The organism is Microbulbifer maximicatervae (SeqCode) (assembly GCF_052468155.1).
In genome coordinates, this window is record NZ_CP174335.1 from 3439925 (window position 1) to 3465455 (window position 25531).

22 protein-coding genes are annotated in these 25531 nt (G+C 49.5%); 15 read left to right on the forward strand and 7 right to left on the reverse strand.

Annotated elements, in window-relative coordinates; all coding sequences use genetic code 11:
- Positions 1 to 17: 17 nt before the first annotated feature.
- Together ACJJIY_RS14770 and ACJJIY_RS14775 are read right to left on the reverse strand one after the other, a co-directional pair.
- Entirely contained in the window at positions 18 to 566 is a 549-nt protein-coding gene (locus ACJJIY_RS14770; RefSeq protein ID WP_444897573.1) for a DUF934 domain-containing protein, read from the reverse strand.
- The gene (locus tag ACJJIY_RS14775; RefSeq protein WP_445358190.1) at positions 550 to 2211 is read right to left on the reverse strand and encodes a nitrite/sulfite reductase; all 1662 of its coding nucleotides are present in this window, start codon (positions 2209 to 2211) and stop codon (positions 550 to 552) included. Before ACJJIY_RS14775 ends, ACJJIY_RS14770 begins: the two co-directional genes overlap by 17 nt.
- A 431-nt stretch (positions 2212 to 2642) precedes the next feature.
- Here ACJJIY_RS14775 and ACJJIY_RS14780 point away from each other — a divergent pair, with 431 nt between their 5' ends.
- Positions 2643 to 3455, forward strand: a complete 813-nt coding sequence (locus tag ACJJIY_RS14780; protein WP_444912854.1) for a carbon-nitrogen hydrolase family protein — start codon at positions 2643 to 2645, stop codon at positions 3453 to 3455.
- 351 nt (positions 3456 to 3806) lie between these two features.
- Here ACJJIY_RS14780 and ACJJIY_RS14785 read toward each other — a convergent pair whose 3' ends face one another.
- Both ACJJIY_RS14785 and metH read right to left on the reverse strand, forming a co-directional pair.
- Entirely contained in the window at positions 3807 to 4025 is a 219-nt protein-coding gene (locus ACJJIY_RS14785; RefSeq protein ID WP_413665506.1) for a DUF2970 domain-containing protein, read from the reverse strand.
- A 4-nt stretch (positions 4026 to 4029) separates the two neighbouring features.
- The gene (gene metH, locus ACJJIY_RS14790) at positions 4030 to 7725 is read right to left on the reverse strand and encodes a methionine synthase (protein ID WP_445358191.1); all 3696 of its coding nucleotides are present in this window, start codon (positions 7723 to 7725) and stop codon (positions 4030 to 4032) included.
- 220 nt (positions 7726 to 7945) lie between these two features.
- Here metH and ACJJIY_RS14795 point away from each other — a divergent pair, with 220 nt between their 5' ends.
- The 8 genes from ACJJIY_RS14795 (at position 7946) to ACJJIY_RS14830 (ending at position 14948) form a co-directional block, all read left to right on the forward strand.
- On the forward strand, positions 7946 to 8536 hold the full coding sequence (locus ACJJIY_RS14795; RefSeq protein ID WP_444905524.1) for a TetR/AcrR family transcriptional regulator: 591 nt from the start codon (positions 7946 to 7948) through the stop codon (positions 8534 to 8536).
- Between the two features lie 119 nt (positions 8537 to 8655).
- Positions 8656 to 9687, forward strand: coding sequence for an NADPH-dependent curcumin/dihydrocurcumin reductase (gene curA, locus ACJJIY_RS14800; protein ID WP_444932977.1), 1032 nt, complete (start codon positions 8656 to 8658; stop codon positions 9685 to 9687).
- 33 nt (positions 9688 to 9720) lie between these two features.
- Complete coding sequence (locus tag ACJJIY_RS14805; RefSeq protein ID WP_282933144.1) at positions 9721 to 10401, forward strand: type 1 glutamine amidotransferase domain-containing protein; 681 nt, start codon at positions 9721 to 9723, stop codon at positions 10399 to 10401.
- A 108-nt stretch (positions 10402 to 10509) separates the two neighbouring features.
- Positions 10510 to 11100, forward strand: a complete 591-nt coding sequence (gene nfuA / locus ACJJIY_RS14810) for a Fe-S biogenesis protein NfuA (protein WP_282933143.1) — start codon at positions 10510 to 10512, stop codon at positions 11098 to 11100.
- Positions 11101 to 11356: 256 nt separating this feature from the next.
- The gene (locus tag ACJJIY_RS14815) at positions 11357 to 12229 is read left to right on the forward strand and encodes a patatin-like phospholipase family protein (protein ID WP_444897566.1); all 873 of its coding nucleotides are present in this window, start codon (positions 11357 to 11359) and stop codon (positions 12227 to 12229) included.
- A gap of 316 nt (positions 12230 to 12545) precedes the next feature.
- Positions 12546 to 13415, forward strand: a complete 870-nt coding sequence (locus ACJJIY_RS14820; RefSeq protein WP_444897565.1) for a patatin-like phospholipase family protein — start codon at positions 12546 to 12548, stop codon at positions 13413 to 13415.
- Positions 13416 to 13654: 239 nt separating this feature from the next.
- The gene (locus ACJJIY_RS14825; protein WP_444897564.1) at positions 13655 to 14530 is read left to right on the forward strand and encodes a patatin-like phospholipase family protein; all 876 of its coding nucleotides are present in this window, start codon (positions 13655 to 13657) and stop codon (positions 14528 to 14530) included.
- Positions 14514 to 14948 (forward strand): nuclear transport factor 2 family protein, encoded by a 435-nt coding sequence (locus ACJJIY_RS14830; RefSeq protein ID WP_413665513.1) that lies wholly within the window; start codon positions 14514 to 14516, stop codon positions 14946 to 14948. The genes ACJJIY_RS14825 and ACJJIY_RS14830 overlap by 17 nt, the downstream gene beginning before the upstream one ends.
- Positions 14949 to 14980: 32 nt before the next feature.
- Here ACJJIY_RS14830 and ACJJIY_RS14835 read toward each other — a convergent pair whose 3' ends face one another.
- Together ACJJIY_RS14835 and hrpB are read right to left on the reverse strand one after the other, a co-directional pair.
- The gene (locus tag ACJJIY_RS14835; RefSeq protein WP_444905518.1) at positions 14981 to 15976 is read right to left on the reverse strand and encodes an endo alpha-1,4 polygalactosaminidase; all 996 of its coding nucleotides are present in this window, start codon (positions 15974 to 15976) and stop codon (positions 14981 to 14983) included.
- A gap of 201 nt (positions 15977 to 16177) precedes the next feature.
- Positions 16178 to 18742 carry an ATP-dependent helicase HrpB gene (hrpB, locus tag ACJJIY_RS14840; RefSeq protein WP_445358192.1) on the reverse strand — a complete coding sequence of 855 codons (2565 nt, stop codon included), beginning with the start codon at positions 18740 to 18742 and terminating at the stop codon, positions 16178 to 16180.
- Between the two features lie 125 nt (positions 18743 to 18867).
- Between hrpB and ACJJIY_RS14845 the strand changes: the two genes are divergently transcribed.
- Positions 18868 to 19332 carry a cupin domain-containing protein gene (locus ACJJIY_RS14845; RefSeq protein ID WP_445358193.1) on the forward strand — a complete coding sequence of 155 codons (465 nt, stop codon included), beginning with the start codon at positions 18868 to 18870 and terminating at the stop codon, positions 19330 to 19332.
- Positions 19333 to 19533: 201 nt separating this feature from the next.
- A complete protein-coding gene (locus tag ACJJIY_RS14850; protein WP_445358194.1) occupies positions 19534 to 20484 on the forward strand; it encodes a D-alanine--D-alanine ligase family protein in 951 nt (316 codons plus the stop codon).
- Between the two features lie 153 nt (positions 20485 to 20637).
- Here ACJJIY_RS14850 and ACJJIY_RS14855 read toward each other — a convergent pair whose 3' ends face one another.
- Positions 20638 to 21756: a KamA family radical SAM protein gene (locus ACJJIY_RS14855; protein ID WP_445358195.1), complete on the reverse strand. Its 1119-nt coding sequence runs from the start codon at positions 21754 to 21756 to the stop codon at positions 20638 to 20640.
- 996 nt (positions 21757 to 22752) lie between these two features.
- Between ACJJIY_RS14855 and ACJJIY_RS14860 the strand changes: the two genes are divergently transcribed.
- The 4 genes from ACJJIY_RS14860 (at position 22753) to ACJJIY_RS14875 (ending at position 25358) form a co-directional block, all read left to right on the forward strand.
- Positions 22753 to 23082, forward strand: coding sequence for a DMT family transporter (locus ACJJIY_RS14860; protein ID WP_413665519.1), 330 nt, complete (start codon positions 22753 to 22755; stop codon positions 23080 to 23082).
- A 315-nt stretch (positions 23083 to 23397) separates the two neighbouring features.
- Positions 23398 to 23904: a DoxX family protein gene (locus ACJJIY_RS14865; protein ID WP_444905513.1), complete on the forward strand. Its 507-nt coding sequence runs from the start codon at positions 23398 to 23400 to the stop codon at positions 23902 to 23904.
- A gap of 95 nt (positions 23905 to 23999) precedes the next feature.
- Positions 24000 to 24437: a cupin domain-containing protein gene (locus tag ACJJIY_RS14870; RefSeq protein WP_444905512.1), complete on the forward strand. Its 438-nt coding sequence runs from the start codon at positions 24000 to 24002 to the stop codon at positions 24435 to 24437.
- 174 nt (positions 24438 to 24611) lie between these two features.
- Positions 24612 to 25358 carry a putative adhesin gene (locus ACJJIY_RS14875; protein WP_444905511.1) on the forward strand — a complete coding sequence of 249 codons (747 nt, stop codon included), beginning with the start codon at positions 24612 to 24614 and terminating at the stop codon, positions 25356 to 25358.
- The last annotated feature ends 173 nt before the right edge of the window (positions 25359 to 25531 follow it).

Sequence of the window (25531 nt, forward strand, 5' to 3'; positions counted from 1 at the left end):
GAGGTCTAAATTGAGCTTTAGAAGCGGCGACGGAACATGGGCAGCGGTTGGTCTACCCCTGTTTGGTAACTATCGCCAAAATCGCTCATCGAGTCTTTAAGGCTTGCCAGAGGCTGCTCACCTTCAAATGCGTAGGCATTGAAGCCGCAGCGTTGTAAATAGGTCAGCTGGTCTCGCATAAATCCGCCTACTGCGCGTAACTCTCCGGTAAAGCTGTAGCGCTCGCGCAGCATACGTCCGGCGGTAAAGCCTCGACCGTCGGCAAATGCCGGGAAGTGCACGGCAATTACCGGCAATTTGGGAGCTTCTTCCGCAATCTGCTCGGCACCTTCTTCACTGTCCAGCCAAACACCGACTTCGTCACTGCGGGATGACAGCGCATCGCGATGCGCCAGCCACTGTCGCAGTGGCAGGATAATTTTGCCGGAGGGCAGGGTGCTTGGGTCCAACTCCTCTCCCGCTTCCAGTTGGGGTACCAGCTGCCATTCGTTGGTCTTTACCTCACCATCGATGATCAGTTCTGCGGGGTTGCCCGGCTGTGGGCCCAGTTTAGCTGGCTTTGGCATAAACTCTCTCCTTGAAGGGCTGAAGGCCGATGCGGTTGTAGGTGTCGATAAAGGGCTCTTCCGTTTGGCGTTGCTCGACATAGAGGTCGAGGATTTTGCTGATCACGTCTGGCACTTCAGCGCGGGAGAAACTGGGGCCCAATACTTTAGCCAGGCTGGCCTCGTTGGATGCACTGCCGCCCAGCTGAATCTGGTAGAACTCTTCGCCTTTTTTATCGACGCCGAGGATCCCGATATGTCCCACGTGGTGGTGGCCACAGGCATTCATACAGCCAGAGATATTGAGGTTGAGGTCACCCAGGTCGTACAGGTAGTCCATATCGTCAAAGCGACGCTGGATGGCTTCGGCTACTGGGATGGACTTGGCGTTGGCAAGTGAGCAGTAGTCACCGCCGGGGCAGCAAATCATATCGGTCAGGGTGCCGATATTCGGTGTGGCGAAGCCGTGCTTGCGGGTCTGTTGCCAGAGTTCAAATAGTTTGTCCTGTTCGACGTCTGCGAGTACCACATTCTGGTCGTGAGTTACCCGAGCTTCACCAAAGCTAAAAGTATCGGCAAGATCAGCAATAGCCTCTAATTGGGTATCGGTTACATCACCTGGGGGTACACCAGTGGGTTTGGTGGACAACTTAATCGCGCGATAACCGGGTACCCGGTGCGGGTAGGTGTTGCGTTCAAGCCAGCGGGCAAAGGCTTTGTCGCTGTCGGCTTGGAGTTGCAGTGCAGCTTCAGCAGCTGATCCGTCAAACTCGCGATATTCCGGGGCAGTGAAGAAGGATTTAGCCCAATCCAATGCTTCCTGGGTTAACTTTTCAGCGCCGTCTTTAATGTGTTGCCACTCTTCTTCCACGCGGCGGCCGAACTCTTCCGGGCCGAGGGCCTTGACCAGAATTTTAATGCGCGCTTTGTACTTGTTGTCGCGACGACCCAGCTGGTTGTAAACGCGGACAATCGCTTCAAGGTAAGAGAGCAGGTCTTCCTCCGGCAGGAAGTCGCGGATGGTCTCGGCAATAACCGGTGTGCGGCCCTGACCGCCACCTACCAAAACCTGGAAGCCAATTTCTTCACCGCGCTTGACGATCTGTACACCGATATCGTGTACGCGGATGGCGGCGCGGTCCTGCTCTGAACCACTGACGGCGATCTTGAACTTGCGCGGTAAGAAAGCGAATTCTGGGTGGAATGTAGACCACTGGCGAATCAGCTCGCAGTAGGGGCGCGGGTCGGCAATTTCGTCGAGCGCAATGCCGGCGTAGGGGTCCGAGGTGGTATTTCGGATACAGTTGCCGCTGGTTTGTACCGCGTGCATTTCCACTTCCGCCAGTTCATCGAGAATAGCGGGTACATCTTCCAGCTGCGGCCAGTTGTACTGGAGGTTCTGGCGCGTAGTGAAGTGGGCGTAGCCTTTATCGTAGTCGCGGCTTACGCGAGCGAGACGGCGTAACTGGGCACTGTTGAGTAGGCCGTAGGGAACGGCAATACGCAACATGGGGGCCAGTCGCTGAATATAGAGGCCATTTTGCAGGCGCAGCGGCAGGAATTGCTCCTCGCTCAACTCGCCGGCAAGGTAACGTTCCGTTTGGCCGCGGAACTGGGCTACGCGATCGTTGATGATGGCGCGGTCCCGGTCGTCGTATCGATACATAACAGCTTGATTCCATTGCCTTTGTGCGCTGATGGTGGAGAAAGGGGCAGGCCCCGGACGATTCTCCGCTGGCGCATAACATACCAGCGCTCTTATGCAATAAATAACAATATTTTCCGCTATATCTGTAACCAATAGTTATAAGAGAGATTTATCAGCATAGTGCTTGTCTGTTGTTGCAGATTCGAGGAGCGTTGGAGTAATGGCTATCTATGCCGCCCTGTCTGTTTTTTAGCCGCAACTTACCTGTTGAGTGTAGCGACTCCACTTCGGGGCCCTGGCAAATCGACGCTAATTCAGTTAGCTGTGAATTGATACCGCCTCTCAGTTTACTTGCGGTGATATAAAGTGCGAATCGCCAGTCACATATGAGGCTGGTCAGTGGGTAAGTCAGTGAGTGAATTCCTAAAAAAATATAAGAGGTAAGCGGGATGGCTAAAGATATCCTTGCGGCGATGATTGAGTTTGATGATTCATCAAAGTTTACTGGTGTGAGTAACAGTAATTTCGATGTGTTTGAGGGGGCGTTGGCTCGCGCTAAAGCCATGATGCAAGAGTACTCCGACGATAAATACATCAAGATGTTGGTTGCGCCGGAGTATTACTTTTCAGGGTATGCCTCTAAAGCAAAAACTAATCACATCGACTCTTTAAGCAAGGGCTCCAAGAGTGATATTTATTCCGGCCTGCGCAGAGCTTCCCGTCAGTACCCGAACATTCTGATTGTTGCAGGGACTATTGCTTATACAAAAGGTGGTGGATGTTTTTCTTCAGCATCTTACTTGAGCATTGCTCCTATCCTGGCCGGTGGCAATTTCCTGCTGAAGAAATATAAAGTTGGCAATGATAAGTATCAGACGGATGATGCTTTTTCGACCAAGGCAAGTGACAGTACTTTTTCGTACAAGGGCTTAACATTTGGCATTGATATTTGTTTGGATCATAACAATAGGATTCTAAAAAACTCGCTAGGTGGTAAAACTGTCGATGTACATATTCTGATTTCCGATGGCTCAAGCCCGAGTCCAGGTTCTCTGGCGACGAACAAGAGTGGTGGTGGAGCCGTGGTGTTTTGCAATATGACGAGTGTTAACAAGGGCAAAGGTGTTAATGGAATTATGTCAGTTTCCCCAAATAAATGGGGCAATCTGAATGTCGATGTTAACAGCCGTACACAGGTTGCTAAGACTGGCCAGGCTCTCACCGGAGGGTTTCATATCGCTCTCTATTCCGGGCAGGCGTAGAGTGGCAGTTGGGTTGGTAAGGTTGTTTGCCGGCCCCGCCTTGCAACTGATGACTTGATTTGCTCTACTTGGGTTGCCGCATCCAGCGGCCCAACTACTTTAAATAACAATAAAGAACGATCGGAGAGATTCGATGAATGATGAAGTAGCTGTAGTTTCTGAAGACGATAATGTAGTGGATGCAATTGCTGCTGTAGCACTGGTCGCAATTTTCGTAGTCACCTGTGTTTTTTGGGTGGCCACGCGCTAGCCCGCCGCTGGCCCGGAGTTGTGTAGTCCCGGGCATTAGCGATAGACATTTCGCTCAGCTTATTTGTGTAGCTGCTAGCTGATGGAAAGCACTCTGCGCTTTTAACCCATATTGCCGAGTACTATTTTCACAATTAGAGCCAACCCGATTACAAATACGGCGGTAAAAACAACGCCGGCAATAACGTACGTCATAATACTGCCACTTTGAAAATCCCTTTCGCGGTTTTTATCACTCTGCACGCCAATCGCGGCGGCCAGGGTACTGACTACCACCTGGCCGAAATTGGGCTTTTTCGCTTTCTTATTATTATCTTCCACAGGCTCACTCCTCGAGGTTGGGACGTAGCCAGCGCTCCAATTCCGGTTCGCTGACCCCTTTTCGTTTAGCCAGGCTTTGCAACTGATCCCTGCCGATCTTGCCCACATTGAAGTACTTTGCCTGGGGGTGGGCGAAGTACCAACCGCTCACCGCAGCTGCGGGCATCATGGCAAAGTGCTCGGTAAGGCTGACGCCTGCATTTTGCTCCGCTTGTAGCAATTTGAACAGGGTAGCTTTTTCCGAATGATCGGGACAGGCTGGATAGCCCGGGGCTGGGCGGATGCCCTGGTAGGCTTCCTTGATCAGCTCCTCATTGCTGAGGGTTTCGTCTTCGGCATAGCCCCAATATTCTTTTCGCACCAAACGGTGCAGTGTCTCAGCAAAGGACTCTGCCATACGGTCTGCCAGGGCCTTTACCATAATGGCGTTGTAATCGTCGTGCTTGGCTTCGTAGGTGTCTGCTAACTCGTCTGCGCCGATGCCAGTGGTAACCGCGAAGCCGCCCACATAGTCTATTTGGCCGGACTCCAGCGGCGCGACGAAATCTGCCAGGGAGCGGCACAGGCCATCGCCACCGCGTTTCTGTACCTGCTGGCGCATATGGTGAAGGCGAGCCAGCTCCTCACTGCGGCTTTCATCCTTGTAGACGATGATATCGTCGCCGACGCTATTGGCTGGCCATAGGCCGAATACGGCCCGTGCGCGCAATAGCTTTTTATCGATAATCTCTTTCAACATGCGCTGGGCGTTGTCGTAGAGGTCGGTAGCGGCTTCTCCCACAATTTCGTCTTCAAGGATTGCCGGGAATTTACCCGCCAAATCCCAGGAAATAAAGAAAGGCGTCCAGTCCATAGTGTCGAGCAGTTTCTCCAGAGGGAAATCGTCGATCACGGTAAGGCCCAGCTTGTTGGGTCGTGCTGGCTGGTAGTTTTTCCAATCAAATTCCGGGGCAGTATCCCGCGCTTCCTCGTAGGTTAAGCGGGTGTCATTGCGCTTGCGGTTGGCGGTGCGGGTGCGCACCTTGTCATACTCGGCCTGGATTTTTTCCACAAAGGCTGGGCGCAGCTCATTGGAAATCAGGCTGCTGGCCACGCCTACGGCGCGGGATGCATCGGCTACATACACCACCTGGTTGCGGTGGAATTGAGGATCAATTTTTACGGCGGTATGGGCTTTGGAGGTGGTGGCTCCGCCGATCAACAATGGGATATCGAACCCCTGGCGCTCCATCTCGGCGGCTACGTGAACCATTTCATCCAGGGACGGGGTGATCAGGCCGGACAGGCCGATAATGTCACACTCCTTTTCCTTTGCAGTTTGCAAAATGGTTTCCGCTGGCACCATCACGCCGAGGTCGATTACTTCATAGTTGTTGCAGGCCAGCACCACGCCCACAATATTTTTGCCGATATCGTGTACATCCCCTTTAACAGTGGCCATCAGGATACGGCCGTTGGAGCGGCTGTCTTCGGTTTTTTCCGCTTCAATATAGGGTTGCAGGTAGGCTACCGCCTGTTTCATAACCCGGGCGGATTTCACTACCTGGGGCAAGAACATTTTCCCTTCGCCAAACAGGTCGCCGACGATATTCATACCGTCCATCAGTGGACCTTCGATCACATCCAGTGGGCGTGAGGAACTTGCGCGGGCCTCTTCGGTATCTTCCTCGATATAGTTGTTAATGCCTTTCACAAGGGAGTGTGCCAAGCGTTCCTTCACGGGCAATTTGCGCCAGCTCAGGTCCTCTTTGCGCACGGCTCCACTGCCATCCCCCTGGTATTTGGGGGCAATGTCCAACAGGGCTTCAGTGGCATCCGGGCTGCGGTTGAGGATCACATCCTCAACTTTTTCCCGCAGCTCCTCTGGGAGTTCGTCGTAAACCGCCAGCTGTCCGGCGTTCACGATACCCATATTCAGGCCGGCTTTAATAGCGTGAAACAGGAATACTGAATGAATGGCTTCACGTACCGGATTGTTGCCCCGGAAAGAGAAGGAAACGTTGGAGACGCCGCCACTGATCTGGGCGCCGGGGAGATTTGCGCGAATCCAGCGGCACGCCTCGATAAAGTCCACTGCGTAATTATTGTGCTCCTCAATACCGGTGGCGACAGCAAAAATATTCGGGTCGAAAATAATATCGGTGGGATCGAAGCCGACTTCATCGACCAGCACATCGTAGCTGCGCTTACAGATCTCAATTTTGCGCTCGAAAGTATCCGCCTGGCCATCTTCATCAAAAGCCATCACCACCACAGCTGCACCGTAGCGCAGGCACAGTTGAGCCTTTTCGATAAACTCCTCTTTGCCTTCCTTGAGGCTGATGGAGTTCACAATGGGCTTGCCCTGGATGCATTGCAGGCCGGCCTCGATCACCTCCCACTTGGAGGAGTCCACCATAAATGGCACCTTGGCGATATCCGGTTCGGTAGCGGCAAGGTTGAGGAAGCGGCGCATAGCGGCGAGTGCATCCAGCATCGCCTCATCCATATTGAAGTCGATTACCTGCGCCCCATCCTCTACCTGGGCGGCAGCCACTTGCAGGGCGGTGTCGTAGTCCTCTTCAAGGATCAGGCGCTTAAATCGGGCGGAGCCAGTGACGTTGCAACGCTCGCCCACATTGACGAATAAGGCGTTTTCATCGGCGACAAATGGCTCCAGTCCGGACAGGCGCAGAGCAGGTTTTATTTCCGGCTGCTGTCGTGGGGGTATATCGGCCACTGCGTCGGCAATTGCACGAATATGATCGGGGGTGGTGCCACAACAGCCGCCGAGGATATTAATAAATCCGCTGCGGGCAAATTCCGCTACGATTGCGGCGGTCTGCTCAGGGGTTTCGTCGTATTCGCCAAACTCATTGGGCAATCCCGCGTTGGGGTGGGCGGAGACATTAGAGGTACAGGCGCCCGATAAGGCTTCCACATAAGGGCGCAATTCGGTGGCGCCCAGGGCACAGTTGAGCCCCACAGAAATTGGCTTTGCGTGGGCAACGGAATTGTAAAAAGCTTCGGTCGTCTGGCCGGAAAGGGTGCGGCCAGAGGCATCGGTAATGGTGCCGGAAATCATAATTGGCAGTTCGAAACCCAGCTCCTCAAAGAGCTGCTGCATGGCATAGATAGCGGCCTTGGCATTGAGGGTGTCAAAAATGGTTTCGATTAAGATCAGGTCGCTGCCGCCTTCGACCAAAGCACGGCCCGCTTCTACATAGTTTTCTACCAGTTCATCGAAAGTGACATTGCGTGCCCCTGGATCATTGACGTCTGGTGAAATACTGGCGGTGCGGGAAGTGGGGCCGATGACCCCGGCTACCCAGCGCGGGCGCTCTGGGGTAGAGAGTGCATCTGCTGCACGGCGCGCGATCTCTGCGGAGGCCCGGTTGATCTCTACCACCAGGTGTTCCATATCGTAATCAGATTGGGACAGCTGGGTCGCGTTAAAAGTATTGGTTTCGATAATGTCCGCGCCCGCCTCAAGGTACTCCCTGTGAATCTTTTCGATCAGCTCCGGGCGGGTCAGGCTGAGCAGGTCGTTATTGCCTTTCAAATCGCGTGGGAAGTCGGCGAAGCGCTCACCCCGGTAATCGGCCTCTTCCAGCTTCTCCCTCTGGATCATCGTCCCCATAGCGCCATCCAGGATCAGGATACGCTGCGCAAGCGCGGCATTAATTTGCTCGAGACGTTGGTCGCGGGACTGCTGGGACATTTACCAATCCTTATATTGTCGATCTTTTGCCGATGGTGGGAATGGCGCCAATCTTAGCACAGTCACGCCCACTCACCGGCTGCGACTTACGCCTTTTGGGTTGTTCCACCACAATAACAGAGCAGTTTTGAATAAAGTTGAGCAATTTATAGATACTTCACAGCGCCTAATCACTATAAATCCCTAGACGACCGGTCTAGTTTTGCGTAGAGTGATAGGCATGAAAAGCAGCTATGAAGATACTCGCCAACATTTGTTGGATACCGGTTACACCGTGATGGCCGTAAAAGGTTTCTCCGGTGTGGGTTTGAGTGAAATTCTCAAAACCGCCGGTGTGCCAAAGGGATCCTTTTATCACTACTTTAAGTCCAAGGAGCAATTTGGCGAGGCTCTGCTGGAAGATTATTTTCGCAGCTACCTGGAACAGATGGACGTTGGCTTTTCCTCCCGGGATCAATCTGCCGCCGATAATTTATTGGCCTATTTTGATGCTTGGCAGAAGAGTAGTGGGGAGCGTTACGATGCACACCGCTGCCTGGTGGTTAAGCTTAGCGCTGAGGTGGCAGACCTGTCTGAATCGATGCGGGTTATCCTCAGAGATGGGACTGAGCATATTATTCAGAAGCTCCAGAATTGTATCGAGCTGGCAGGGGAAGACGGTTCTCTGCCTAGCACCCTCAATGCCCGTGCCACCGCAGCTTCCTTGTACCAGCTGTGGCTGGGAGCCAGCCTGTTGGCCAAGTTAAACCGCAACGATACGCCAATGGCAGAGGCGATGCTGGCGACCCAGGAGATACTGGGGAAACACTGAGTTTTTTACTGAGCCCGCGAGGGGAAAACCGTTGCGGGTATTTTTATGGCGCCTTTCTAGACGACCGGTCTAATTTGGCGACTTTGACTTCCATTTTACGAAGTTATGGAGAATAGAGAATGCAATCGAGCGATATAAACCGCCGCCTGGTATTGGCATCCCGCCCTGAAGGTGCCCCGACGACAGATAACTTCCGCCTGGAGCATGCCCCTGTGGTCAAGCCGGAGGTCGGCGAGGTGCTGTTGCGCACAGTATTCCTATCGCTCGATCCCTATATGAGGGGGCGAATGAGTGATGCGAAGTCCTACGCAGAGCCTGTTTCACTGGGAGAGACCATGGTTGGAGGGACGGTGAGCCGTGTGGTTGAGTCCCGATTGAATGGATTCGAGGAGGGGGATTGGATACTCGGTTATAGCGGCTGGCAGGACTATGCCATTTCTGATGGTACCGGGTTGATTAACTTGGGTAAAAATCCGGATTACCCCTCCTTCTCCCTGGGAGTGCTGGGTATGCCGGGAATCACCGCCTACTTTGGCTTGCTGGAAATTGGGGAGCCAAAAGAAGGAGAGACTCTGGTAGTTGCAGCTGCTACCGGTCCTGTGGGGGCAACAGTTGGACAAATCGGCAAGTTGCAAGGGTGCCGGGTAATCGGTGTTGCTGGAGGTGAGGAAAAGTGTCGCTATGCGGTAGAGGAGTTGGGCTTCGACCTGTGCCTGGATCACCGCGCCGAAGATTTTGTCGATCAATTGGCTGCGGCTTGCCCTGAGGGTATCGATATCTATTTTGAAAGTGTTGGTGGCAAGGTCTTTGATGCGGTGCAACCGCTATTAAATGATTTTGCGCGGATTCCTGTATGTGGGCTTATCTCTCAGTACAACGCAACCTCATTGCCGCAAGGCCCGGATCGCACCAGTTTGTTAATGCGGGATGTACTGACCAAACGCTTGAAAATCCAAGGCTTTATTATTTTCGATTACTACGAACGTTTTCATGAAGCGGTGCGTACATTAAGCCAGTGGGTTGCCGAAGGCAGTATTAAATATCTTGAGGATATGGTCGAAGGGTTGGAAGAAACACCCAATGCATTTATCGGGCTTCTGGAAGGAAAGAACTTCGGCAAGTTAGTTGTGCGCATAGGAAATGATGATTGAAGCAAAGCTGACAAAGTTTATAAGGACAGAAATATGAAAATACTGATGGTTCTGACTTCCCACGATGAACTGGGGAATACCGGTAAGAAAACGGGGTTTTGGCTGGAGGAGTTTGCCGCACCTTACTACACCTTCAAGGACGCCGGTGCTGAAGTGACCCTGGCCTCTCCAAAAGGCGGGCAGCCGCCTCTCGATCCTAAGAGTGATGAGCCAGATTTTCAGACGGAGGCGACTCATCGCTTTCAGGCTGACGCCGATGCTCAGCAGGTTCTGGCCAATACCCACAAATTGGCTGATATGAATGAGTCTGATTTTGATGCAGTCTTTTATCCCGGTGGCCATGGTCCCTTGTGGGATCTTGCGGAAGACCCGGTCTCAATTGCACTGATTGAGAACTTTTTTGCCGCAGACAAGCCGATCGGTGCTGTGTGCCATGCTCCGGGCATTTTCCGTCATACACGCCGTCAGGATGGCGCTTACCTGGTGTCGGGAAAAGGTGTGACCGGGTTTGCCAACTCGGAAGAGGCTGCGGTTGAACTGGTGGATGTCGTGCCTTTCCTGGTTGAGGATATGCTCAAGGGAAATGGTGGAAACTACTCCAAAAGTGGTGATTGGGCACCCTACGTAGTGGTAGACGGCAAACTGGTAACTGGTCAAAATCCGGCCTCTTCAGAGGAAACCGCCCAGACTCTTATGGGATTTATCCCCACCTAGGAGAGTGGTGAGGCCGGTCGGTCGAAAGGGTTCCAACTGACCGGTTTCCCTTGAGTCTTTCTGAGAGTAGAATACCCGACAAAGAAGCTTGGTTATTTGAGAGCCTATATGTCTGATTTGAATGTCACTATTACTGAACCCGCTCAGGAATACCTGAAAGAGCTGTTGGCCAAACAGGACTGTGAGGGAATTGCCATTCGCATGTTTGTTTCCAGTCCCGGCACGCCTAACGCCGAGACCTGTATCGCCTACTGCCGCCCGGGAGAGGAGGAAGAAGGTGATGTGATGTTGGAAATGAACGGTCTCAAAGCTTACTTCGAAGGGCGCAGCGTTCCCTATCTGGATGATGCTCGGGTTGATTACTCTTCGGACAAGATGGGCGGGCAGTTGACGATTCGCGCGCCCAACTCCCGTATGCCGAAAATTACTGACGACAGCCCTATCCAGGATCGTATTAACTATGTTTTGTACAACGAGGTTAATCCGGGCCTGGCAGCTCACGGTGGCCAGGTAAGCCTGGTAGAAGTGACCGAGGATATGTTTGCTGTGTTGAAGTTTGGTGGCGGCTGTCAGGGTTGTGGCATGGTTGATATGACCTTAAAGGAAGGCGTGGAAAAGACTCTCAAAGAGAAAATCCCCGAATTAGCAGGCGTGAAAGATATTACTGACCACACCGACAAGTCCCAGGCTTACTACTGAGTTCCTGAGACCATTCTGAGTCGGCCAAGTGGCTCAAAAGAAAAAGGCGAACCTTGTGTTCGCCTTTTTTATTGCAGTGAACCTCTCAGGTTAGATCCCGCGTAAGCCTCCCTACGAACTACTCCCACACTGTATATATTTGAAATATTCCTCGGTGCTTTTGAGGCGCTGGGGCAATGTAAAGTGCCGGTGCAGCGATCCAGTGATTGGTCATGCTAGTGATTGCTTGTGCGCCAACTCCAGGGAAGAACAATCTATGTTTGACCAAGTGGTGTTTGCCGGTGGCGGCGTGCGCTGTACCTGGCAGATCGGCTTTTGGGAGTCGGTTGCAAAGGAAATTGATCTGGCACCTCGGGTGGTCAGTGCAGTATCCGCTGGCTCCCTGGTTGCCAGCCTGGTTCTGATGGACAGGTCACTCGACGGGGTGGATTACTTCGTTTCGGCATTTAAGTCCAATGGGAAAAATATCCATTGGGGCAATATGTTTCGCAAGGACCCAGTATTCCCGCACTATACAATTTATCGGCGAGCATTAAGCGACTTATTTTCTGGAGGCTTTGATCAACTTAGGGAAGCCGCAGACCTACGTATAGGAGTCAGTACTTCGCCGAAATGGCTGCCTGGTCCAATCGCATTAATGATTGGAGCTGCGATTGATTACTCTGATACTTATATTTTCCCGAACCTTCACCCCACTACTGCACTTAAATTGGGCTTCCGCCAATCTTTTTATAAAGTTCGTCACTGTTCAGATCCGTCCCAGTTAGAGAAGCTGGTTATTACTTCATCCTGCACGCCACCTCTGACACCGCGTCTGAAGCAGGGCGGTGCAGAGGTATTGGATGGAGGGGTTGTAGATAGTGTGCCTATTGGTGGGCTGGATACTGGTGAAGGACGGGTGCTTATTTTGCTAACCCGACGTTTCCCGCAGCTGCCGGACCGTTTTACGGTACAAAAATTTAACCAGGAATGGACATATGTTCAGCCCTCTGGACATGTTCCACTTAATGTTTGGGATTTTGCCAGTCCGGAAGAGGTGAAAGATACTTTCCGTATGGGGATTGCAGATGGCCGTGCATTTTTAGCGGCACTGAGTGGCGAAGGGCGGTTAATTGAGAGTCCTCCCTGATGTGACTGGGGATATCTTGAATTACTGATTGGAAGGTTACGATCTTAAAGTTACTCATAGGTTTGCACTGAGTGTTGAGATAAAGACACCTTTAGTCTCAATGCCTAGTTGGTTTGAAAAGTGAAGCCTTTTTTATATCTATTTGTATCAAGGTGGTTGGCAGGTTCGCTGATTGTGATGCGTAATAGTTGGGAGAGAGCCATTAACTGTGATCTCGCTTTAACGCTTGGTGGCGATAGAGACAAAAACTCCTGCCTAAAATTAAAATCAAAAATACCCGTATCTATTTCGATAGCCTTTTTTAGAGGGTGTCGTCATGTTTGATCAAATGGTTTTTGGTGGCGGTGGAAGCCGTTGCACTTGGCAGCTTGGTTTTTTGTTATCCCTAAGTCGCGAATTACCGATCCGGCCGAAAGTTGTTTGTGCTGCATCCGGAGGCAGCATGGTAGCGGCACTCATGCTTACGGATCGCTGCCGTGAGGGTGTTAATTACTTTCACTCTGTTTGCAAAAAAAATGAAAGGAATTTCTACTGGAATAATTCATTCCGCAAAGAACCAATTTTTCCGCACTTTGAGATCTATCGCAAAGGGGTACATGAATTTTTTCACGATAGTCTTGAGTCTCTGCGTCAATCTGCCGACCTCAGAATTGCAGTGACTTATCCCCCGGAATGGTTGCCTGTGCCTCTCGCTCTAACGCTGGGGCTGGCAATTTTCTACTCTAACAAACACATCTTTCACGACTTGCATCCAAATACAGCGTTACATCTTGGGTTCCGCCAAATGTTTCACCCCGTGAGTAAATGCAAAGATGGGACAGATCTTGAGCAGCTTATTTTGAGTTCCTGCTGTGCCCCCCCCATATCCCCAAGGTTGTCGCTTGATGGTGCAGAGGTGCTGGATGGAGCTCTGGTAGGTAATGCTCCGGTCGCCGGCTTGGATGCTAGCAAAGGGCGGGTTCTGATTTTGGATACAGGGAGCTTTCCACACCTACCGAACAGTTTCAGTGTGCAAAGGGGGGATCAGGTGTGGACTTATGTTCAGCCTTCCAGTCCGTTGCCCATCGGGATGTGGAATTTTGCTGACCCCAGTGCGATGAGGCACACCTTGAAAATTGGGGTTGCAGACGGTTATGCCTTTCTTGATGCGCTTGTGTCCGGTAAGGAACGCCTGGTGGAAATTTGAGTATTCAGTGAGTTCAGGATCAAGACGATCAGTTGCACAATGCTTGTGATTCGATTAGCTTATGCAATTAGTTGCATATTGTTGTCGTCATCAATATGTCATCATGAAGGCTGAAACTAATTGGTCAAAAGTGTTGGCGGTAACGCAAAGAGCGGCCTGAAACTGCACTTGAGAGGATGTAAAACACAGAATGGACTCAGGAAGTTCCAGTCGGAAGGCTGCTGCAGGGAAGCGCGATCATGTTTGACCAAGTTGTTTTTGCCGGTGGTGGTGGGCGGTGTACCTGGCAGATTGGCTTTTGGGAGTCCATAGCCAACGAAATTAGTCTTTCTCCGAAGGTGGTTACTGCGGTTTCGGCAGGGGGCCTAATGTCGAGCCTGGTGCTGATGGGTAAGACGGAGGAGGCTCGAGAGCATTTCTGGACTGCGTTCGAGACTAATGAAAAAAATGCTTATTGGGGAAACCTTTTTGGTAAAGAACCTGTGTTCCCCCAATATGGAATCTACCGCAATGCGATGTTAGAGCTGTTTCGCGATGGACTGGAGACCCTTCAGCAGGGCGCAGAGTTGCGAATTGCGGTTGTTCACCCACCAAAAGGCCTATCTGGGGGTTTGGCTTTTGGAGTGGGGGCCATGGCCTACTATGCCGATAAGCATTTTTTACGCAGCCTTCACCCCAAGATCGCCCAGCGCTTAGGTTTTAAGCAGCAATTTTATCGAGCCCGGGATTGTTCCAGTATTGAGGAGTTGGTGGACCTGATTTTGTGCTCCTCCTGTACGCCGCCATTCACCCCAAGACTTAAGTTGCGGGGGCGAACAGCACTCGATGGTGGGGTGGTAGATAACATCCCTGTGGCAGGGCTGGATAATGGAAAGGGAAGGGTGCTGGTGTTGTTGACCCGTCGTTACGATCAGTTCCCGGACATATTTACACAGCGCAAAGGCGATCAGGATTGGACTTATGTCCAGCCCTCGAAACCGCCATTCATCAGTGTTTGGGATTACACAAATCCTGAGCTAGCCCAAAAAACTTACGAGTTGGGGTGTGCTGATGGGAGAGAATTTTTACAAAAACAAGTGAGTGAAGAGGAAGTCTCCAATGAACAATTCCAATAATAAAATAGCGGAATCTATTGCCCTATGGCACGAGATGGTCGCTGCGCGAGATCTGAGTCGCTTACCAGCGATCGTTGCAGAAGATGCTGTTTTTCGTTCACCGGCATTTTTTAAGCCCTACCACAGCTCCGCTGCTGTGTGCCTGATTCTCAATACGGTGATGCAGGTTTTTGAGAGTTTTGAATACGACCGTGAATTTACTACCGAATCGGGACACGATCTGGCTCTTGAATTCGCAGCCTCCATCGGTGATAAGAGCCTGAAGGGATTGGATATTATCCGCTTTAATGATGAAGGCAAGATTATTGAGTTTGAGGTGATGATACGCCCGCTCAACGCTCTGCAAAAATTGGCAGAGGAAATGTCCGGGCGACTTTCCCAGTATGTGACTCAATATAAGGAAACTCAGCAGGCCTGATGCCCGCTGAGTGAAGCGTTGGGGCCTAATGATTACTCATCGTCGGAATCGAAGTATTCAAATGCATCGATTCCATCCATATAGGCCCCATCGAATCCTGCATCAACGATCATATAAATATAAGAATCATCGTTGCCGAAGATAATTTTCTGCCAGCCCTCCTGCCAGTACTTTACGTAGTAATTACCTGGCTCGCCGGATATTTCCCCCAGTAGCCATTCGGGAGGGGTGTTGTACCAATAGGATTTCCAGTAATAACGATCGTCTTGTGCCTCGCCGACATTGACATAGGCCAGCACTAGGCGGCGCCCACCATTTTCTTTTACCCTGAGCTGCTCAATTTGTTCTTCTGTGTAAGGTTCACCGTCAAAGAAAAAGTCGATTATCAATATGTCGTAATCGGTTTCACTTAGTTTATCGATGAAATCTTGAGGCGTAGAGTAGTTGCTGGTATTGGTGATATTGATAAAGTTTTTGGCTTCCTCAAGGTCATCAATGTCCAGAGAGTTAACATTGAAGGGCTCATCGGGATATAGCGGTACATCGTTCAGGAGTTCGCTATCTGCGGCAAAAGAAATATACCCAGCCTCTTCGTTATTCTCATATGACTCTTGAATATCCCGCTCAATATTGGTGAAGTCCGTGATTAGGATTGTATCCCCTTCATCTTTCGCCAAGTCCAGGTAAGTTTGCAGGCGCTTGGTTTCTGACTCGCTGGTGGGCTCGTTGACAACACCATTTGCGCCAAAGAAGAGGGCCTCTTGTGCAATGCCGTCTGTGGCATCCAGGTAGGCTTCATCGACGGGACCAGTGGTAGTGGTTGTCGTAGTAATCAACTCAACCCCATTCTGGGGTACGATGAGAAAGTGACGGTTGATGCCCTTGGCGTAGGCGCTGATATCCTCTACCAGGTAACGCATTTCCTTATCGTACTTGATAGTTGACTGATTCAAATCATCGGGAAGATCATCGAGGCTACAGCCAAATATCAGTAATGGGCTGAGAGCGGCTAAGAGTATTCGGCGCAAAATACATCTCCATTGCTACGAGTTAGAGTTTGTTCTGGTTTTGGGGCGTCGCTGCGGGCCAAAATAATTCAGACTATCTCTATTGGCGCGAGTTCCTATCCCTTGCGGCAGCTTATGCTATCCGGTTGTTGCTGAATGTTAACTTAACCGCCGCCCAGAAGATAATTTTGCTGCCCAGGGGCAGTAAATCTAAAAAAAGAACTACCGTCCCATATCCATTCTCTTCTTCGTTTTAGTAGTAGCCTCAGCCGTCAGGGGATCATCGGGCCAATAGTGTTTCTGGTATTTGATACGCAACTCCTTCTTTACCTCTTGGTAAGTATTGGCCCAGAAATTCACCAGGTCACGGGTAATTTGAACGGGGCGCCGTGCCGGAGAGAGCAAATGAATCATCAATGGATAGCGGTTTTTTAGAATTGTTGGAGTTTGTGCCAATCCAAATAGCTCCTGCAGGCGCACAGCCAAAACAGGTGGGGTTTCTCCGTAGTCGATTCTTATCCGGGAGCCACTGGGAACCAGGTAGTGACTGGGGGCCAAGTCATCGAGTTTTTGTTGCAGGTCCCACTCAAGCTGTCCGCGCAAGATGCTTTGCAAGTCAAGCTGCCCTAGCTGCTCAAGTTTGCTGAACCCCTGCAAATGAGGTAGTAGCCAATCCTCCATAGTCTCCAATAGAGCCTCATCACTCCAGTTTGGTACTCGAGTATCGCCGAGAAAATCCCCGCACTCTTCACTTTGGCGTAAAAATTCCACTCGAAAACGTAACTGGTTAGCTTCTGTGTTCCAGGGGAGGGAGGAGAGACCTTTCTTTCGTACGGCTTCTAATAATGCGCGACTGAGGGTCTCCGGGGGAATATCTGCTGCAGGCCGCTGGTGTAAAACCAGCGCCCCCAATTGCGTTTGCTGTAGGGCGACAGCGCGGCCGGTAGTCTCGTCCCAGCGAACTGAAATCTCTTCTTTGATCTGGGCGGCGAAATGCGACTTCAAAGCGGGCAGGGAAATCTCTGCTGCCAGCTGGATACTTGCATCTCGGCCCTGGCCATCCAGTTCGGCAATGACCAGGTATTCGCTTAAAGCTAGGGCGTCATCATGGGAGAAATGTGCGCCTCGGCCACTGGAGAGTAGAAACCGGCGGCCGGTATCACTGCGCGATTTCGCAATACGGTCTGGGTAGGCGAGTCCAAGCAGGGCACCAGTTTCATCGGAGTGATCGATACTCTGTGGTGCAGGACTTGAACTTGACTCAAATTTCTTTAATTGAGAGAGCCAGGTTTTAGACTGCTGGCGTATTCTGTGAGCAGTACCGCGATCTACCCGCCGATCGTTGCCTTGGGACTGCAGAGCCTGAATCCGTTTGCTAATGTCCCTATCCCATCGTGCTTCGCCACGGAAAATATCCCGTTCAGATAGTAGCGCTGCCAGCAGGCAGGCCTGTTCCTGCAATCCCCAGCCGATACTGGCAACTAACATATGTGCGAGGCGAGGGTGGGCGCCAAAGGCCAGCATGGTATTCCCGTGAGGGGTAATACGCAGTTTGTCATCCAGTGCCCCCAGTTGCTGCAAGAGCTGTTGGGCCTGGGCCATAGGTCCTGGGGGTGGCGTGTCGAGCCAGTTGAGCTCGCTGACATCGGTAACCCCCCATTTGGCTAATTCAAGTGCCAGGGGAGCCAGGTCACTGCGGGTGATTTCCGCTGTATTTTTGGCGCTCAATGACCGCTGCCGGTCCTCACTCCAGAGTCGCAGACAGTAGCCGGCGCTGAGGCGCCCGGCGCGCCCTGTGCGCTGGGTAGCGGAGGCCTGGGAAATCGAGCTTGTCACCAAACGATTCATGCCGCAGTTGGGATTAAATCGCGATTCGCGCATTAATCCTGAATCGATAACTATTCGGATGCCCTCAATCGTCAGGCTCGTCTCGGCCACATTTGTAGCCAGTACGATTTTTCTCGTGCCTGGTGCCGCTGGTGCTATCGCCTGATCCTGCTGCTCACGGCTCAGATCCCCAAAAAGCGGTGCAATAATAATGCGGCCCTTTTCGGTTTCCTCAGATAGTCGCTCCTCCAATAAGCTCTCAACCTGTTTGATTTCGGCGACACCAGGAAGGAAGGCGAGAACACTACCTTCTTGTTTACCTAAGGATGCGACAACTTTATTTGCCATCAAAGCCGGGATTTGTCGTTTGTCCTCGGGCTCTTCTCGTTGGTTCAAGTACTCAATATTGACGGGATAGCTGCGTCCTTCACTGGATATGATGGGTGCGTTATTTAGTAGTGAGGAGATGCCGCTGGTATCCAAGGTGGCAGACATCACCAGAACCTTTAAATCCTCGCGAAGATACTCCTGGGACTGAAGACATAAGGCGAGGGAGAGGTCGGCTTGCAGACTGCGCTCATGAAATTCATCGAATATGACCAGAGCGCTGGATGCCAATTCAGGGTCGGCCTGTAAGAGGCGTGTGAGAATTCCCTCGGTTACAACCAGGATGCGAGTCTTCTTGCTTGACTTCCGCTCGCCCCGGACCTGAAATCCAACGGTATCACCAACTTTCTCACCCAGCTGGTTAGCCATGCGCGCCGCTGCCGTTCTAGCGGCCAAACGTCGCGGCTCCAGCATAATAATATTCTTTCCGCTCAACCAAGGCTCATCTATTAATGCCAGTGGTACGGCGGTCGTTTTACCCGCTCCGGGGGGCGCCTGGAGCACGACATTACTATGCCCTCTCAAGGCCTGGAGCAGTTCGGGGAGGATACTGTTAATAGGTAACTCAGACATGGGCGCGATTATAGTGATTTCGCAACATCGGTGATACCAGCACTGTCCGGTAAGCTGGCTAGCTGCTGGCTGAACTATATTCTCCCGTAACTAGATGGTTGCTGCCCAGGAGAGAGGAGAGTGCGATGAGTGTGAATGTCCGGCGAGTTGTAACAGGGCACGACCCAGAGGGAAAGCCAGTAGTGTTCATAGATGATCAGGGTTTGCATACCAGTAGTTGGCGGCCTCATATGGTTCAGCAGCAGTTATGGACTACCCAGGACTTGCCCGTAGAGCTTTGTGAAGATGGTAGAGACAACGGCGGGAGAAAATTTGATGGAACTACGATTCCGGGAGGCTCGGTTTTTAAGGTCGTAGAATTTGGGCCGGGAGTTACGCCACGATCTCACCAAACTGACAGCATTGATTATGCGGTGGTGATGTCTGGGAGTATCGAGATGGAAATGGGAGATGAGGTTGTTGTGAAGCTGTCTGCGGGAGATACACTTGTCCAGCGGGGGACAGTTCATAATTGGGTCAATCGAGGTGAAGAACCTTGCGTGATAGCTTTTGTGCTAATTAGCTCTACGGGCAATACGGCATTTGGTTAGTTATCTTTAATAATGGTCACTTCGCAAGTACCTTCGAGTGCAACCCTATCCAAAACTCAGGACTAATGAAGGTCATTAACTTCTTTTTTACGTTCAGTTTTCCGAGTAGGGGCTGGGGGGCGTTAAAGTGAAAACCAGTTGCGTAGCTAATATTCCAGTCCGGCATTCGATAGATTGTGTAGTGGCAGCGGAGCATGATTGATGCGTATCGGTATAGTCTACGACCTTCGTGATGATTATCTCGGGATGGGGTTTAGTGAAGAGGATGTCGCTGAACTTGATCACCTGGAGACGATAGATGCGATTCACGATGCGCTTACCTGCGCAGGCCACCATATCGAACGGGTCGGCAATATTCACAGGTTGGCGCAGCAACTGGTTGAAGGTAACAGCTGGGATCTAGTGTTCAATGTTGCTGAGGGGATGTATGGAACGGGGCGCGAAGCACAGGTTCCCGCTTTGTTAGACGCCTGGAAGATACCGTACACATTTTCTGATCCATTTGCCAACACAGTGACTCTTAATAAGGAGATGACCAAACGCATATTGCGGGATATGGGTATACCAACGGCACAGTTTACAGTTGTTCGAAGCGTTACAGATGTCAATCGAGTGGAGCTTGAATACCCTTTGATGACAAAGCCGCTCAGGGAGGGAACCAGTAAGGGGGTATCGCCTGAGTCCAAAGTTATCGACAAGACAGCTTTGAAAAACCGCTGTGAATACCTTTTGAGTCGATTTAATCAGCCAGTACTGGTTGAAACGTTCCTACCTGGCCGAGAGTTTACTGTGGGCTTTTTGGGGACGGGTGCAACTGCCGAGTGCATTGGCGTGATGGAAAAGTTATTGGGCGATGAACCTGTGTATTACAAGTATGATGGAGCTTTCCCCGGCCGGCTTGTTGACGATGATCAGGCGCTAAAGGTCCGAGCAATTGCGCAGAAGACTTGGGGAGTACTTGAGTGTCGTGATGGTGGTCGAGTTGATATTCGCTATGATGCACAGGGGGCCCCCATGGTTATGGAGGTCAATGTCCTACCCGGTTTGCGGCCTGAAGTTTCTGAACTGCCCGTGATGTGTGAATTGGCGGGTATTCAGTATGGAGCCATGATCAACCGTATTGTGGAATCAGCTATAAGCAGTCATCTATAGATATCCTGGGTTCTGAAAAATTCTGCGATATATTGCGGTGCATACTACCGTTGCCAAACACTTGGTATTTTGGATATCTCAGGAACATCCAAAAAGGCATCAGCGCAATAAATTTTTGACTTATGATTACCTTCTCTGGTAGTTAGCACTTTGTTACTCCAGATATATACCCGTTTGCCCTCTGAAATTTCGAATGTGCCATTCGCCTTCGATATCGCCTTGTTTTACATATTCGTAGGGCATGACCGGGTTTTTGCCCAGCTCGGTAGTGAGTACATATTGAGGGACCGCAAAACCCGTGATGTGCCCCTGCAATGACTCATAAATTGCCTGTCCTTCCTTCAAGCTTGTCATAAAGTGAGAGACACCGACCACATTATCGCAGTGATAGAGGTAGTAGGGCCTGACTCGTATTTTTACCAGAGCGAGCATCAATTGGCGCATAACATCCGGTGAATTGTTCACGCCTTTTAAAAGCACTGTTTGATTTCCTACCGGAATGCCTGCCCTCAACAAGCGGTCGCATGCAGCGGCGGCTTCTTCTGTGACTTCTTTGGGGTGATTAAAGTGTGTGTTCAGCCACACTGGATGAAATGATGCGAGCATTTCGCACAATTCGTCGGTGATACGTTGGGGGGCCAGTACGGGAAAGCGTGAGCCAATACGAATAATTTCCACATGATTTATTGCTCTCAGCTTCTCCAATAGTTTGGCCAAGCGGTCGTTGGAATACATCAGTGGGTCGCCGCCGGTGAGTAATACATCGCGAATCTGTGGATGTGATTCTATGTAAGCAATATCCTCATCCCAGCTGGTTGCTTCGCCTTGTTCAAAATAACTTTCCGGGCCCACCGTTGTGGTGTGAAATTTCCTTGTGCAATGACGGCAATAAACAGGGCAAACAGACGTTACCAGAAAGATGACGCGATCTGGGTACTTATGTACGACGCGGTTGGTTTTACGAAAATACTGATCACCTACAGGGTCAATGTCTGCACTGTCGGGTACGATGGTTTCCTCTGGAGAAGGAACTGCCTGCAATCTAATTGGACAATTAGGGTCATCAGGGTCCATTAAGGAGGCGTAGTAGGGTGTAATACTCCACCGATAGATTCCTTTTAGCTGTTGGATAGCGTCAGATTCAGAAGTAGAAACATTGATCCATCGCTTTAGGCCATCCAATGTGCTGATGCGATTGCGCATTTGCCAGCGCCAATCAGACCAGGCCTCGTCAGAGTTTCCCGTTACGGAACGGACTATAATGTTGCGCATAAGTATCGCCGCTCTGTTGTGCATTCATTTGTTGCTGATGGTCTGCCTCGATATCCGAGATTGCCTGTAAGGGGCTTGAACATGGATTGCCTGTGAAGCAATCATTATGTGTAATGAAATTTGTGGAAGGATTTGATGTTCGTAATGCCTCAAATCTCTGTAGGACTTTCTGCGATATTTTGAGCAGCCAACTTCTGAGCAACCAATTCCAGTGCATTTTGAGACCATACTACTTAGTTTCTTCAATACCCTTGTGAAGTAGGGGGGGTATTTTATCTACCGCCCTTCCAATAAAAATAGAAGATTCGATTTTCAGCTGGTAGGTGCTAAGAATACTGCTCTGTCGATAGCTTGGTAGAAAAGTGTTTTGCGCTCTAAACGCTAAATCGAGAAATTTGTAATTATCGTGATTGTATGCCTGTAGTAACACAGGTCTAAAAAGGGGTACGTCATTGGCGATATAGGGTGTAACCACAAAAATTATACCAAGTATCGGTTTCACGATATTTCAATCCTATATCCCAAATATCGTTTAGTTGTTGCTCGATGCAACTTGCCTGCTACGTGAGGTAGATGTTATTTGGTCCGCACTCCTCTGTTTAATAAATATTTGCATATATTGAGTATTTTTCAACAAGTCAGTAATCGCAGGTATGGGGCCAATATGAGTGTAAAATTAGTCACGTTTTTTTCTGGAGGAGTATAAGAAACAGCTGTAATACTACAATTAGATCTATTGGTATCGATAGGCTAGGTAGTTGTCGGGGCTGAAATCTAGCTCTTCTTTATATTGCTGATTTGTCAATGGGAAGACATGAGTTATCTTGGGTAGCCAGAGGGCTGACTGTTGACTGTAAAGTCCAGCATTGTATTTCGTACAGCCGCATAGTAAATAGCAGAATCCCCGCTATTTTCCAATAGCGCTATTCGTCATAAATTTGATAGTATCTAGCTGATCAAGTGATTTGACTACAATAAATTCTAATGGAGTAGAACTTGACCTATTTGTTTTTATTTTTTGCAATCATTACCGAAGTTACAGCTACCCTACTACTTAAGGCTTCCAACGGTTGGGAAAAGTGGTGGCTGGGAATGGCCTCTATCTTTTTTTATTCTCTGGCGAGTCTATTTCTTGCGTTTGTACTAAAAAATATGAATGTGGGAATGACTTATGCCATCTGGTCAGGCGTCGGTATTGCTCTTGTTTGTGCAGCTTCTGTGGTTATTTGGCAGCAAAAGTTTGACGTATACGCTGTGAGTGGAGTTGCTTTGATATTTATGGGTACGGCTCTAATTACTATAAAATCCACTGTGTTTGAGCAGTAGCTTTTTCCTACAGCTTTTATAGGGCGGCTTTACTCAGAGAAAGGCCGGTGAGATTGGATTTACGGTGTAAATGCATCAATGAATTGCTGGCCTCCTCCGAAGAATAGGTTTGGGGCATTCTTTGAAGTGCCTCTTTTGTCATTTAGGTAAACCTGGTTTACCGCAATAATATATATGGTGTTGCGAATTAGGCAATTTTTGCGGTTCAACGGGGTGGGCTTGGCCTATTATTATAGATGACTGTAAACCCTTTTATGATATCTCTTAAAAAGGAAGGTATGGCTGTGGTTGAGTTGTGTGTTAAGGAAGTGTTATATGAAGCAGAGCACGCACGAAAGCTATGAGACTGCAGCTGATTTACAGTTGGCCTTGATTCGAATTTATATCGGGCTCAATTTTACCCATCATTTTGCTGAGAAGTTTGGTCTGTTGGGCGCAGACGCTTACAATTTTGTTGTTCATTATTTTGAGGGGATTGGATACTCATCCTCTATGGTGATTATCTCTGGTATTTGTGCGTTCTCTGCATTTGTTGGATTTACTTTCGGTTTGTTTACGCGGTTTGCCGCTGTTGGGACTGCTCTTTATTTGATGATTGCATTATTTGAAGGGCGGCATTATCTCGCAGGTTTTTCATGGGCAAGTCATGTCAGTGGTATAGATATTAGTGGAAATATACAAACCGTTTATGGTGGGTGGGAATACCCTCTTTTTTGGGCTTTTATTTGCTTATCTTTTGTGTTAACTGGTGGCAGAAAGTGGTCTGTAGATCAATATTTGAGGAAGACAAATTCTTCGGTGTTACAGTTTCTAAGTAGGTGATCTGGATTGTCTGAAACTAGGTGTAACCTATGGATAATTAGTGATTTATCGATGAGGCAATTTTTAGCTTTTGCTGATGAGGTGAGATACTCGTAGTGCAAAAAGAAATCGTTCGCCAAGATTTTTATCATCTTTGGTATGATAAAAGAGGAAGGTCAAGAACCACTGTAGGACATTTTTCAGATTTTGAATTGATTCAATACTCCAATCCTGTGCCCGAATATCACTATCGTGATTTGCCTAAAGTTATTCGAAGTGAGTTTGCAATTTTGCCTCCTGGGTGGAAAAGCGATTTTCACTCTACTCCGAACCCTCAGTGGGTTATTACATTATCTGGCTGTTGGCGTACGACAACTCGGGACGGTGTTGAGGTGACATATAGGCCTGGAGATGTTCATTTTGGGGGAGATACGCCTGTTAATGGTATAGCTATTGACCAGCAGGGGCATTGTACGATTAATCCCTCCAAAACAGATCCCGCGAAATTACTTATATTAACTGTCGACTCTTTGCTTCCTGCTCCTGAAGAGTGAGTATCTAATGGTTTGCCTGATAGGCTCCGGATCATATTTCCTGTAGCTATTGAAAGCTATTTTTGATTAAAAAATCGCATATTTTAAACATTTACTTCGGTTGTTGAGTGGAATACGATTTTTCTCGAGATAATTCTATTTGTTAACTTAGGCTTTGAGAGCTGGGGAGGGTTTATGCCTGCAAAGGAGTTTTTCAGTAATGTCAAAAGTGCTTTAAAGGACTATTTTGGTAATAAGGCAACAGCACTTTGGCATACCTTTGATGATTCTGAAGTGGCGGTGGCAGGGAACTATCAGTGTGTAGATCTTGATGGTCGTGCTTGGTTGTGGACTCCTCGTGGAATGACAACAAACCGGTTAATTGTAACTGCTCACGGGTATCGCAGAACCACATCCAGTTTCAAAATAGAGCACAATGTTAACCTGCATTTTTACTCGCGTGATAAATTCAGTGTGAATGATCCTGGGCTTGGGAGGTTTTATGATCGGGGGGCCAATTCTGTTGAAGATTTAGGTTTAAATGATACTTGTTTTAACTACATCCTGACGAAGTATACCAGTAGCGCTACTAATAGACACAATACTAACAATGAAACTTATACTTCGATTAATGCGATTATGTCTCACAATGATAGCGATAGTCGAAGACGCAGAATTCAGAATGCTAATAATATCGGAATGGTTGCCAAGGCAAATAGCATTCAGTCCTTTCAGCCGCCCAGTATTCTGACCATAAGAAATAGACAGTTTATGGCAGCTGTAAACCTGAAGTGGGTTTTGGATACCTTGGCGAAAAAGGGGCATCACTTTAATGACATTGATTGTCTCTTCTGTAGAAATACTCTTTGGACTGGCACAGTAGCTGTGATGTCGGGTCTGTCTGGAGGGGATAAATATAGTGATGATGTTGCTATAAATTAGTAGCACCAGAAGGGGTTGTTTTATAGTGTCGATATGGCCTTTTTTTGTGCGGTAAGAGCATTTATTGATCTACTTGGCACCTTGAATTATCTCGTTGATATTTCCTTCTTTGTATGTTGATTGCATAAAAATTACTAGTAGGGAGAATATGACCTTACTAAACAGTTCAATTT

Bases quoted from the DNA above. Each gene is read 5' to 3' on its own strand.
- ACJJIY_RS14770 (WP_444897573.1), bottom strand. From the start codon at position 566: ATGCCAAAGCCAGCTAAACTGGGCCCACAGCCGGGCAACCCCGCAGAA.
- ACJJIY_RS14775 (WP_445358190.1), bottom strand. From the start codon at position 2,211: ATGTATCGATACGACGACCGGGACCGCGCCATCATCAACGATCGCGTA.
- ACJJIY_RS14780 (WP_444912854.1), top strand. From the start codon at position 2,643: ATGGCTAAAGATATCCTTGCGGCGATGATTGAGTTTGATGATTCATCA.
- metH (WP_445358191.1), bottom strand. From the start codon at position 7,725: ATGTCCCAGCAGTCCCGCGACCAACGTCTCGAGCAAATTAATGCCGCG.
- ACJJIY_RS14795 (WP_444905524.1), top strand. From the start codon at position 7,946: ATGAAAAGCAGCTATGAAGATACTCGCCAACATTTGTTGGATACCGGT.
- curA (WP_444932977.1), top strand. From the start codon at position 8,656: ATGCAATCGAGCGATATAAACCGCCGCCTGGTATTGGCATCCCGCCCT.
- ACJJIY_RS14805 (WP_282933144.1), top strand. From the start codon at position 9,721: ATGAAAATACTGATGGTTCTGACTTCCCACGATGAACTGGGGAATACC.
- nfuA (WP_282933143.1), top strand. From the start codon at position 10,510: ATGTCTGATTTGAATGTCACTATTACTGAACCCGCTCAGGAATACCTG.
- ACJJIY_RS14815 (WP_444897566.1), top strand. From the start codon at position 11,357: ATGTTTGACCAAGTGGTGTTTGCCGGTGGCGGCGTGCGCTGTACCTGG.
- ACJJIY_RS14820 (WP_444897565.1), top strand. From the start codon at position 12,546: ATGTTTGATCAAATGGTTTTTGGTGGCGGTGGAAGCCGTTGCACTTGG.
- ACJJIY_RS14825 (WP_444897564.1), top strand. From the start codon at position 13,655: ATGTTTGACCAAGTTGTTTTTGCCGGTGGTGGTGGGCGGTGTACCTGG.
- ACJJIY_RS14830 (WP_413665513.1), top strand. From the start codon at position 14,514: ATGAACAATTCCAATAATAAAATAGCGGAATCTATTGCCCTATGGCAC.
- hrpB (WP_445358192.1), bottom strand. From the start codon at position 18,742: ATGTCTGAGTTACCTATTAACAGTATCCTCCCCGAACTGCTCCAGGCC.
- ACJJIY_RS14845 (WP_445358193.1), top strand. From the start codon at position 18,868: ATGAGTGTGAATGTCCGGCGAGTTGTAACAGGGCACGACCCAGAGGGA.
- ACJJIY_RS14850 (WP_445358194.1), top strand. From the start codon at position 19,534: ATGCGTATCGGTATAGTCTACGACCTTCGTGATGATTATCTCGGGATG.
- ACJJIY_RS14855 (WP_445358195.1), bottom strand. From the start codon at position 21,756: ATGCGCAACATTATAGTCCGTTCCGTAACGGGAAACTCTGACGAGGCC.
- ACJJIY_RS14865 (WP_444905513.1), top strand. From the start codon at position 23,398: ATGAAGCAGAGCACGCACGAAAGCTATGAGACTGCAGCTGATTTACAG.
- ACJJIY_RS14875 (WP_444905511.1), top strand. From the start codon at position 24,612: ATGCCTGCAAAGGAGTTTTTCAGTAATGTCAAAAGTGCTTTAAAGGAC.